Genomic DNA, 10,085 nt, shown 5'->3' with positions numbered 1-10,085 from the left:
AGCCGTCCATTCGTCCAGGATGGCCACGGCCACCGTGATACGGCGGTAGGCCCGCGCCGCCTTGCCGCCCAGCAAATGCAGCACGCTGTCGCGGAACGGCTTGTACTTGATGGTCTCTTCGACCCGGCTGCCCTGCTTGCGGGCCGCGATCACCGAGGGCACGCCGTCCTTGCTGTCCAGCAGGGGCTCGATCTCGGTCTTGACGAAGCTGTCACGGTCGTCGTCCGTGGGCTGCCACAGCGCCTGCTTTCGGCGGCGGTGCGCGATGTTGTAGCAGACGAAGGCCGTGATCATTTTCGAGTAGCCGACGCGCTTGGACTTCTTGACGGCCAGCTCCTCAATGCGGTCATCGGACATGAAGTCCAAGATTCCGATCTGGAACGGCCAGGCCACCCAACCGCCCTTCTGGTGGCTGGATTCTCCGGCCAGCAGGAAGTGGTCGGCTGCCCATTCGGACAGTGTTTGCGGTGCGTCGGCCCGCAGGCTGGACAGGCCCAGCTGCGCGGCGGCCTGGATTGCGGAAATCGCCTCTCTCGACAGGGGTACGCTCAAAATGCGGCCTCCTCGTCCAGCTCATCCTCGTCGGGCGCCTCGGCCATGGCCGCCACGCGCTCGCCGATCAGCTTGGACGTGACCCGAATCCATTCATTGCGGGCATCGGCCAGCACGCGCAGCACCGTGACGCGGGCATCCTCGGGCAGATCCGGGCAGGCCTTGCGCAACTGGCCCTCGATCTGGTCCATGCGGTCCACCACGGCCGAGCTGGCCAGACCCAACACGTCCGCCAAAGCACCGATGGGCGCGAATTCGCCACTGGAGACAGCGTTTTTCAGGTCCTGGGCCACACGTTGCGAACGCGCCAGCGCCGCACGTTCCTGGACCAGGTCCAGGCCACCCAAACCGGCCGAGGCACGGCCCGCAGCCTGGTCGCGCAGGCGCGCGCAGTAGGCGAGCAGCCATTCGTGGCCCGAATCGCCCCGGACGATCACGCCTTCGCTCACCAGCTGGCTCACGCGGGCCTCGCTGACACCGATCAAAGCCGCAAATTCTGCTTGCGAAATAGGAGCATCAAAGTAAGGCAGGACCTTCACTTAACCCCCTTAGGAAGGTTGCGCAACAGTCCGAGAGCGCGGCTCGAATTACCCGCTTCCAAGGGGGCCAAAAAGGACCCGCGATCCTGCCTATTTTTTAAGCACATCGAGAGGGGCGCCGCCGCGCCGATGAGGGTGCGCACCGTCATGCCGACACCCCCTGACGCTCGGCCAGCAGCGCATGCACTGCCGCCTCGTAGTCCGCGAACGCTCGCCGCAGGCCCTGCCCCGCTCGCGCATCGCACCAGTCGTCGTAGCCCGGCATGCCCAGGCTAGCCGCCATGCCCTCGACGCCGCTGCGCGTGTCTGCCCAGTTGTCGGGCTGCTGCCCCTCGCCAGCCGCAGATGCCAGCATCACCACGTCCTTCCAACGCTGCTCACGCACCCAGCGCAGCAGACTGGGGCAGGCCTTGCCATCCTTCGCCGCCAGCAGTCCACGCTGCTGCTCAGCGGCAGCCAGCAGCTCCTCGGCCGTCACGTCGCCACGGGCGATGGCATCGGCCACGGCGTCGGCCACGTCCACCAACCGGGTGCGCCGATGCTCCGGGAAGCTGCCTGCAAGCGCTGTGGCGATAGCCAACCCACCGTTCGCCCCCCCTGCAGGGGGGTTGGGGGGTATGTATTGGTTTTGGTTCTGGTTCTGGTTACCCGTGTCATCGCCGTGACGAGGCGTGACACCACCCGTGACATCACCGTGACGCGGCGTGACATTGTCCGTATCAGCAGCCAGCCAATCCATTCCATTGAGCGTGACACTGGTGTCTGTCACGACGATCCCATGCTGACGGCACAGGGCCATCAGCTCTGCCGCCTTGGTCTTGGCAGCGGGTACGACACCCAGAGTACGAAGAGCAGAAAAGATAGCGCTACGCCTAGCCCTGCTGCGCCTTTGCCGCAGATGTTCGTTGCTCTTGACCTCTTCGCGCCCCTCCTGCTGCTGGCGGAACTGGGCCACGATCTGCTCGCATTCGTCGTTCTGATATCGGCCATCGGGCAGCAGCGTGAAGAACTCGGCCAGCACGAACTGCAGGGCATCGATCTCTTCCGGTGACCGGCACAGCAGTCGCCGCGCCAGCAGATCGAAGCTGGAGCCGTCCAACGCTGCCTCGGTGTCACAGTACATGTCACGCATGTCACGGTAGATGGCACGCTCCAGCCGTGACAAGTGCCGTGTCGCGGTGTTGAAGTCGCCGATGTGGTGGGGGTAGTGATTCATGCCTGCTCAACCTTCGATATCAATTCAGTCCGTCAACGTGGCCTGCTGCAGGCGGCAGCGCACAGGCTTGACCAGGCGATGCGGCGGCAGGGAGCAGGCCCGCGCCGCCACCTCTTCCACCCGCTTGGCCGCGACCAGCGCATTCACCGTGCTGGCCACACTGGAGATCTCCAGCCATTCGCCGGTGCACTCGTTGTGAAAGTCCCGCAGCTCGCGCCGGCTCAGGGCGGGCTGCCCCCGGCGGTGGGCCTCGGCCAGGCTGCTGTACAGCCGCTCGTTGAGGCGCACCCGCGTGGCATTGCCAATGGCAGAGAACGAATCCGCCTTGGTGTCATGCGAGGTCACCTGATGGGTGGTGTGTTGCATGTCTATCTCTCCTGATATCAGCCGGGCCGTCAGCCCTGACTGGCTTTCTTGAATGCGTCGTAGACGCGGCCACGGACCCAGCGGGGAATCAGCTCATCGACGCCCGAGCGCTTGCGCACCGCTTCCAGGCTGATGCGGGGCTTGTAGTTGCCGCTGCGTACGAACATCAGCACCGCGCGCACGTCAGCGCCGCCCGTACCCGAAATGGCCCAGATGCCTGGGCCCAAGTTGGATACGCGTTGGTCGTACTCGCCGCGCGCCGTGGTCCGGGCGCCGCCGCGCAGGGGGCCATATGCGACGATGAACCGGATGCCTTTCACAGGCCCCATGAACCGAACGCCCTTGCCACCGCGCTGGTGCAGAGCGTTCTTGCGGCCCTGGGACATATTTGCCCTGTAACCCTGCTCGCCAAACGCTTGGAAATACGCGATAAGTTGGACCAGCACCGAGCCTTTGAGATTGCCGCGCCCATCATCAGTACCCGGATACGGCCCGCCGTACCTGTCGGCTGGAATTGCAGTCTGATATTCGTTAGGAAGAATCCCGGCGCGCCGCAGAGCCACCTCACTTCGCTTGTCACGGCGCCGGCCGCCGTCCTCCTGCGCGGCGAGGATCTGCTGCGGGTCCACACCCTTGCCGCCCATGTAGGTAGGCGCCACCAGCGCATTGAGATCGCCGGCCGTGGCCTTCTTGACCACCTGCACGGACTGCAGCACGTAGCCTGTGGGTCTGTCAAAAACGCTCTGCATTTCAGAGCGCATGGAATTCTTGACGCGGCCCGCACCCATGTTGATGGCCTCGGCCGTGGCCTGAGCAATCTGCCCACCATCCAGGCCGGCCAGGGCACGCTTGTATCGGGCACCTCCTTCAGGCTTGATATCAATACGCATTGCCACCTCCAGGGGTGGCAGCCAGGCGCTGCTGTGCCGAGCGGGCCAGGTACTGCGCCATGACCGTGAGTTCCTGCACCTGGCGGTCAAGCCGCCGCACCGCATTGCGCGACGGCTGGCGGTGCGCATCAGCTGCTGCGCGTGTGACCTCCGCCACGGCGGACTGGAAATGCATGAAGGCCTCCACCGGATCGCCCTCGGCCTGGTCTGGCAGGGTGCGCCGGCACTCGTAGCCGAGTTCGCTGGCCATGGCATGCAGCACAGCTGCATTGCCCGTCACCACCTGCAGCCGCACGGATTCGCGCAGCGTCAGGTGGTGGGTATCGTTGTTGGTGTTGAGCTTGTGCTGCAGCGTGCCGGCGTTGATGCCCATGCGCACCGCCAGGGCCTTGATGCCGCCCTGGCTGGTCTGTGCGATCAGGTAAGCCGCGTCGAGCACGTCCATGCCGGCGGCAATGTCGGCTTGAGGCTCACTTTCGACATAGCCAGGGGCGATGCCAACTGAGAAAGTTGCACTCATCAGCACAACCCCTTGCGAGCCAACGACATGACCCACAGCACAGCACCCGCAACGCCCACAGCAGACAACATCGGCAGCCCCCAATGGGCGCAGGCCCTGGAGCTGTTCCTGGGCCAGATGCTCGAAGTCTTGGAGGGCGAAGGCCGAGCCGGATTCAGCGCGGCCGCGCTGGCCCGCTGGAGCGAACTGTGCTGCCAGCGCATGCAGGAGTCCGGGAGTGCGCCGCCGGAAGTGATTTCACAGCTGCGGGGCATCTCTGCAAGAGTGGTGGCATGAGGGGGAAAACAGGTGTCCGCCCCTGCCTTGGGTACGATGGAAGCTCTCACACCACCACCAACTACGCCAAGGAGGGCGGACAAAATGGGACTCTTGGACTCACAGGCCATCACGATCAATTGCCCGAAGTGCCGCCGCGAGCGACGCGAGACGATTGGGAAGCTTCGCCTCAACCCGAAGCTCACCTGCCAGGGTTGTGGAACCACACTGGATATCGACGCCCGCAGTCTCGACAGCTCCATGAAGAAAGTAGACAAGAGCCTCGCGGACCTCAAGCGATCCTTTGGCCGCTTCAGCAAGTAGCGCGAGGTCGGCTAGCAGCGTTGTCTGGCCAACAAGCACAACACGAAGGGTTTGATCAGCCATGGGCTGCCTCCTGCCCTGCAGCGAAGGCGGCATGCCCCTCGACTCGATGTGCCAACAACGCAGGAAACTCTGCAGCCAGAATGGAGCCGGCCAGACTGCCAGCTGTAAAGGCATGCACCACCCCCATCGGGCTCAGGTCAGTGCGATCTACCAACCGCCGGAGAAGCGCGAACGCGTCATCCATCGTCTGCGGGGCAGGCTCACCATCAATAGGGTCGATGGCTTCGAACTCCGCCAAACCCAGACCCCACGCCCGCAGCGACATCAAGCCTGCGCTTTCAAGCGTCCTGAATTGTTTGTATGTCAGGCCCTCGCGCCACTTTCCGACCGTCTTCAAAGCTGCGGCGAGCTCTTCGAGGGACATGGGCTCAGCCATTGGCGACCTCCCCAAGCTTGGAGGAATGGATCCAGAAATATCACTGGCTGCCCCGGGATGTCCGCTCAATGAGTCCAGAGGACATTCGCCTTGCGTTGCACGAAGAAATGCAAGGCTGGACTCTGCCTGCAGCCGCGCGCTGAGAAGTGGATCAGCCACCGCCAGCGAGCGCAGCCACAGCGCTCGCGCCTGGCATCGGAACAGTTCTCGGCGCAGTTCTTCAAGCATGGGCACCTCCTTGCAGCAGCAAACCCAGAGCCCAGCCAGCCATCACCAAATCAAAAATCAGATCCACTACGGCCTGGCCAGCCGTGCGCCGAGGGAACTCTCCGCGTGCCAGCCAAATAGCCCGACCGCATACACAAAGAGCGCAGATCACCAGGGAAAACCAAATATAGGCACGCATCACAGCCCCTCCGTCAAATCGGTGGCGCGGCAGGATTCACCCGACAACTGGGAACCGAACGGGCCGACGAAGCCGGCCAAATGCCGGGCATCTTCAACGGGCAGACGCAATCGAACCACCTGCCCTGCCTGGCTGAACGACATGCAGATCCAGCCGTCTTTGACAGCTGTCACACCGCGCAACGAGGCCGGTGCGTAGTGATCGAGATGGGAGCGGATCTCAGCCATGGGCCACCTCCTGGTTGCTGAACGTTGGCAACCCTTCACTTACCGACTTTGAGATCCGCGCGGCAGCGCCCATCACACGATCGGCGGTCGCCTGTGGCAGTTCGTCGGGCCACAAGTAGATGGTTTGAACTGCGCGATAGCCCATCGCTTCAGCGGCCTTCCTGGCCGTACCGCCCAGCAGCGCTATAGCGTGATCTTTTTTCATACCTCATTGTAAACATGTTTACAAGAACTGAGGCAACCAAATTTACATATTAGGGATTAAGGTGCGCCATGCTCTATGGGGAACGCCTACTACAAGCCATGCAGAAGCGATCAGAGGCGCTTGGGCGTGAGATCGAGCGTAAGGACGTTGCTGCCGCGGCAGGCACGTCCGTTCAGAACATTGGCATGATCCTGACGAACGCCAAGGGGCGGGACCAAAAGCTGCGCACCGAGGCGCATGAAAAAGTTGCCGCCTATCTCAAGGTGAATTCGAGATGGCTACTGACCGGTGAAGGCCAGATGGACCAGCCGCCAGCGATCAACGCTCCCACAGAACTATCCCCGGCTGCAGTAGAGTTGGCGGTGCTCTTCGACATGATCTCGCAGTCCGACAAGCTGAGTCGCGCAAAAGCTTTCAACGCTGCCAGCACTGCCATCATGCAAGTGCTGCAAGACGCAGCCGCCAAGTCCTAAGCAGTTCCTCGTTGGGGAAAATTAGGGCCTTCACGCCCTGGCGCGTCAGTTCGCTCAAACACACTTCGACCCCCACTTCGGCCTCGTTCGCGCCGCGTACTCTGACGAGCGTTCGCTCTTCAGCCTCGCTCGAGAGTACTGTGTTTCCATACATATCTGAATCATAGCCGCACCCCAACACGCTTCACAAGGGAATTTTTTTGGATTGGGAAAATCCGATTTTGTAAATTCATCTACAAATCATTTGCACCGTTTATGTAAACGTGTTTACAATCATCCGGCGCCGCCCCAACCGGCAGCGCCGGGCACCACGGCATCGACCGAGGGCACGTCCCTCGGTCTTTCTCTCTGTTGCTGGATACCCAAGGCGCCACTTTGTAGAAAGCGCCCTGCACCCGACCCCGCGCCTGCAGACCAGGAAGTGCGCGAAATCTGGCCCTCCCTGGTCGAGCGCGCTGCGTGGCGCGTGTTGACGCTACAGGGCTTGCCCACTATCAAGTGGCGCCCATCAGTCGTGGCGCGGTAACGACTGAAGGAGGCCTCCGCGCAGGGCTGCAAAGAGGCCTCCACTCATTCCACGTCATTTCCTCTTTGCATTAATTGTTTTGCTACGATCGTTGCATTTCATTTCAATGGGAGTAGACAGGGTGGAAGCATTTAAACAGCGCGTTTTGGCGCACACAGAGCACATAAAGAAGGTTTCGGAGTTCTGTACCACAGAAGAAACGACAAAGCAGGCACTCATACTTCCACTACTTGACATTCTTGGATTCAGTGCATTCGACCCAACCAAGGTTCGGGCTGAGCACATTGCAGACTTTCCGGGAGCAAAGGCAGGGGAGCGCGTGGATTACGCACTCTTCTCTAACGGCCTCCCCGTCATGTTCATTGAGGCAAAGGCTTGCAGTCAGAACCTGAACAACCATTGCCCACAGCTGTCCCGCTATTACAACGCTACGCCTGAAGTGGCCATTTCGGCCATCACGAACGGCAGGGAGTGGAGGTTTTTCACCGACCTCGTGAACAAGAACATCATGGACGACAAGCCGTTCTTGACCTTGCATCTGGACAAGCCCACCGACGATGCTGCAGAGCAGCTGCTGCGCTTCCATCATGACCAGTTTCAACCCGACGCCCTCCGCGCGCTCGCCGAAGAGAGCATCTATCTGAGCGCATTCCGAGACACCATCGGCGACATACTCAAAGAATGTGACACGGACTTTGTGCGCTATGTTGCCGGCAGGGCCAACATCCAGAGGACGTTCACGGCTCGCTTCCTAGAACAGATGCAGCCCATCGTCAAGCAAGCGCTGGCCCACTCCGTAAGCGCCCTGGTGGCTACATCGCTCAACAAGACGCCTGATCCCGCCCCCGATCCGGTCATCCTCGCGGAGATCCAGGATCCAGACGCACCGATAGTGGACCCAATAAACCCCAAGATTGTCACGACAGCAAATGAACGAAAGCTGTTCGACACCATCGCCGATCTGCTTCCAGGCGAAGATCTGCAGGGGCGCGACACAGAGAGCTACTACGCGGTCCTGTACCAAGGAAAAACGAATCGCTGGCTTGTCCGGTACTGGGGCGACAAGAAAACACCCACGGTGCAATTTGGCATCACATTGTCGGCGGCACACAAAGAAGAAATCAATCGCGCGCGCATGACCATGGGAGCTGGCGATACAGTCGTGCTGGAAAAACCAGAAAACCTCCTGCGCTTGGCAGGCATCATCAACGACACGCTTCTCTTCTGCAAAAACGACGAAAACTTCAAGCGCAAGTCTGAGTAACTACGTCTCTCGATAAGTCGATCAAGCCCGCTTCTGCGGGCTTTTTCTTTACTGCTTGCCCAAACCCAAGCGTCTTGGGTTGCAGGGCGCTTCGGTTTGACGCCGCGCATCCGCCCTCTCAAGCACCCGCCTTTGGATGCACATGCGGCCTTCTTTTCGCCTACTTCGGCGAGGCCTCTTGCAAGAACCGCAGGGGTGATAGCGCTGCAGCAAACGCAAAGACCACAACCATCTCCGCGTAAGCCAGGAACCAGATGGTTAGCAGCGAGAACTGGAGCAACGTGAAACGGGTGACAGGCGCTGCCTGCACGCTTGCATAGACCAACCATGCGACAGACGGGAGCCACATGAACGCGAAACCACCAGCACGTGATTTGAACCACTTCCATCTCTGGATCGTAGGCGTCTCCGCCGCTTGCTCTGCGGCCTTGGCGGCGCTGATCTGGGTTCGTTGCAGCTTGATTGAACTCACGCCAACCCAGGCCGTGGCAATCAACGATGCGAGCTGGATGCTTATCTCAATCCATTCCTTTGTGGTCATGACCCTTGTCGCCGTCGCGCGCGCTCAACCTCGATAGAGGCGATACCCACGACCAGCCCTCCCGCGTGTAGTTGGAACCGTAAGAAGTCCAAATGCAATGCAGCGCACGCATCAGCTAGTTTTTGATCACCTCAAGCCATCTTTTCGCCGGGCCTGGGCTTCTCACTTCGCAACCACCAGCCATCTCGCCCACGCAGCCGCCACGCGGCACCGGCCTTTTTATTCGTCTCGCCCACCACTGGAGATCTGCCATGGCAAACGCCACCCCATCGCGTCGCCCACTTCGCAAACCGAAGGCCGAACACCTATGCATGGCCTATCCGGATTGGCTTGAAACCAGTCATCCCAACTTCTGGCTTTCCGCCTATTTGATCGACCTCGCGGAGCAAGTTGCCATGAAAGCGCTCTACGACAAGCTCAACACAACCAAAGGGCCCAAAGTGGATCGCATCACCGAAATGGCCGCCAATAGCGCATCGATCCAGCTTTGGGACAAGATGGCTCAATCAGCCCGACACACCAGGGATTCGGGCCTGTTGCTCTATGCCTGGCCCGGCACCACGTTTTTCGACGCGGGCACGCAGCACCAATGAGCCCGCCGTATCCCGAGACACCGCCGCCAACCCCTGCCGGCCCGTTCTGGCTGGCCACCTACTTCCGCGACCTGGCCGAAGGCGCCGTGATGGAACGCGAGGGCGCCGGCGAACCCCTGATCTGGAGCGCATGCGCGCTGCTGACCAACGCGGGATATGCGGCACTGGACGAGGCCCGGCACAGCGGAATGCTGCTCTACGCCTGGTGCGGCACCACCTTCTTTGACCAACCAACGGCCCGCCACTGAGCGGGCCGTTTGCATGCCGGAGACCCACATGCAACTCGCCCGCATCACCCGCACCTCCACGCCGATCACCGATCAGGCCTTTGTCTACCGTCGCAGCGAACACACCAACGTGGCCCAGACCTTCGCCAGGGCGCGCGAGCAGCTGGCCAGCGCTGCAGCTGCTGCCACTCCACCCAAGCGCCGCAGCCGCAAGGCCAGTGCGGCTGATGCGCCCGCCTCAACCAAGCTCCAGCAGATCCCGCTGGAACTGCCATCCCTCTGATCACTGGAGTCACATGCGCACTTTCACCATCAAATGCGGCTGCACGCAGCAGCAATTCGTCGGCGCCTGCACGCAAGACGCATGCACCTGGGCACAGGAGCAATTCGGAGACCGGCCCTATGTCGTCATCTGCCACCGTTGACAGCGACCACCACTGGGCCAGCGACTGGCACTACGCGCTGCGCCACGCCTTCGCGCTGGCCGACGCCCACGCACTGGCAGCCCAGCACGCCAGCAAG

The 10,085-nt window shown here is 61.5% G+C and carries 17 protein-coding genes; 6 read left to right on the top strand and 11 right to left on the bottom strand.

Translation table 11 applies throughout. From position 1 onward, the window contains the following. The 6 genes from DA1_RS28910 to DA1_RS28885 form a co-directional block, all read right to left on the bottom strand. Positions 1-552 (bottom strand): phage terminase large subunit family protein (locus tag DA1_RS28910; RefSeq protein ID WP_174549424.1); only part of this gene is annotated, 552 nt, incomplete at its 3' end. After that, a complete protein-coding gene (locus DA1_RS28905) occupies positions 549-1,037 on the bottom strand; it encodes a hypothetical protein (protein ID WP_051940922.1) in 489 nt (162 codons plus the stop codon). The genes DA1_RS28905 and DA1_RS28910, both read right to left, overlap by 4 nt. A gap of 199 nt (positions 1,038-1,236) precedes the next feature. Then, positions 1,237-2,307, bottom strand: coding sequence for a YdaU family protein (locus tag DA1_RS28900; RefSeq protein WP_034395245.1), 1,071 nt, complete (start codon positions 2,305-2,307; stop codon positions 1,237-1,239). 24 nt (positions 2,308-2,331) lie between these two features. Then, positions 2,332-2,673 carry a hypothetical protein gene (locus DA1_RS28895; protein ID WP_034395242.1) on the bottom strand — a complete coding sequence of 114 codons (342 nt, stop codon included), beginning with the start codon at positions 2,671-2,673 and terminating at the stop codon, positions 2,332-2,334. Between the two features lie 29 nt (positions 2,674-2,702). After that, complete coding sequence (locus DA1_RS28890) at positions 2,703-3,563, bottom strand: hypothetical protein (protein ID WP_034395240.1); 861 nt, start codon at positions 3,561-3,563, stop codon at positions 2,703-2,705. After that, on the bottom strand, positions 3,553-4,083 hold the full coding sequence (locus tag DA1_RS28885) for a phage regulatory CII family protein (protein ID WP_051940918.1): 531 nt from the start codon (positions 4,081-4,083) through the stop codon (positions 3,553-3,555). Before DA1_RS28885 ends, DA1_RS28890 begins: the two co-directional genes overlap by 11 nt. Before the next feature lie 27 nt (positions 4,084-4,110). Here DA1_RS28885 and DA1_RS28880 point away from each other — a divergent pair, with 27 nt between their 5' ends. Beyond that, on the top strand, positions 4,111-4,359 hold the full coding sequence (locus DA1_RS28880; protein WP_034395237.1) for a hypothetical protein: 249 nt from the start codon (positions 4,111-4,113) through the stop codon (positions 4,357-4,359). Between the two features lie 99 nt (positions 4,360-4,458). Here the strand turns inward: DA1_RS28880 and DA1_RS30825 are convergent, their stop codons facing one another. The 4 genes from DA1_RS30825 to DA1_RS28860 all read right to left on the bottom strand — a co-directional run bounded on the left by DA1_RS30825 (position 4,459) and on the right by DA1_RS28860 (position 5,939). Next, positions 4,459-4,725 carry a hypothetical protein gene (locus DA1_RS30825; RefSeq protein WP_155294299.1) on the bottom strand — a complete coding sequence of 89 codons (267 nt, stop codon included), beginning with the start codon at positions 4,723-4,725 and terminating at the stop codon, positions 4,459-4,461. Continuing rightward, entirely contained in the window at positions 4,718-5,329 is a 612-nt protein-coding gene (locus tag DA1_RS30820) for a hypothetical protein (RefSeq protein WP_155294298.1), read from the bottom strand. The genes DA1_RS30825 and DA1_RS30820 overlap by 8 nt, the downstream gene beginning before the upstream one ends. A 177-nt stretch (positions 5,330-5,506) precedes the next feature. Next, entirely contained in the window at positions 5,507-5,734 is a 228-nt protein-coding gene (locus DA1_RS28865; RefSeq protein WP_034395229.1) for a hypothetical protein, read from the bottom strand. Next, entirely contained in the window at positions 5,727-5,939 is a 213-nt protein-coding gene (locus DA1_RS28860; protein WP_034395226.1) for a hypothetical protein, read from the bottom strand. The genes DA1_RS28865 and DA1_RS28860 overlap by 8 nt, the downstream gene beginning before the upstream one ends. Positions 5,940-6,007: 68 nt before the next feature. On the opposite strand from DA1_RS28860, the gene DA1_RS28855 reads away from it, so the two are divergent. Beyond that, complete coding sequence (locus DA1_RS28855) at positions 6,008-6,412, top strand: hypothetical protein (RefSeq protein ID WP_016452987.1); 405 nt, start codon at positions 6,008-6,010, stop codon at positions 6,410-6,412. 632 nt (positions 6,413-7,044) lie between these two features. Continuing rightward, complete coding sequence (locus DA1_RS28850) at positions 7,045-8,202, top strand: type I restriction endonuclease (protein WP_034395223.1); 1,158 nt, start codon at positions 7,045-7,047, stop codon at positions 8,200-8,202. A gap of 160 nt (positions 8,203-8,362) precedes the next feature. Here the strand turns inward: DA1_RS28850 and DA1_RS28845 are convergent, their stop codons facing one another. Continuing rightward, positions 8,363-8,743, bottom strand: a complete 381-nt coding sequence (locus tag DA1_RS28845; protein WP_034395218.1) for a hypothetical protein — start codon at positions 8,741-8,743, stop codon at positions 8,363-8,365. A gap of 251 nt (positions 8,744-8,994) precedes the next feature. Here DA1_RS28845 and DA1_RS28840 point away from each other — a divergent pair, with 251 nt between their 5' ends. The 3 genes from DA1_RS28840 to DA1_RS28830 are packed head-to-tail and all read left to right on the top strand — an operon-like array spanning position 8,995 to position 9,846. Beyond that, complete coding sequence (locus tag DA1_RS28840) at positions 8,995-9,336, top strand: hypothetical protein (protein ID WP_155294297.1); 342 nt, start codon at positions 8,995-8,997, stop codon at positions 9,334-9,336. Then, the gene (locus DA1_RS28835; RefSeq protein ID WP_034395212.1) at positions 9,333-9,584 is read left to right on the top strand and encodes a hypothetical protein; all 252 of its coding nucleotides are present in this window, start codon (positions 9,333-9,335) and stop codon (positions 9,582-9,584) included. The genes DA1_RS28840 and DA1_RS28835 overlap by 4 nt, the downstream gene beginning before the upstream one ends. 28 nt (positions 9,585-9,612) lie before the next feature. Further along, on the top strand, positions 9,613-9,846 hold the full coding sequence (locus DA1_RS28830; protein ID WP_034398767.1) for a hypothetical protein: 234 nt from the start codon (positions 9,613-9,615) through the stop codon (positions 9,844-9,846). Positions 9,847-10,085 lie beyond the last annotated feature (239 nt).

Origin of the sequence: Delftia acidovorans NBRC 14950 (assembly GCF_001598795.1) — a bacterium.
GTDB lineage: Bacteria > Pseudomonadota > Gammaproteobacteria > Burkholderiales > Burkholderiaceae_C > Comamonas > Comamonas acidovorans.
This window is presented reverse-complemented; position numbering and strand designations above follow the sequence as displayed.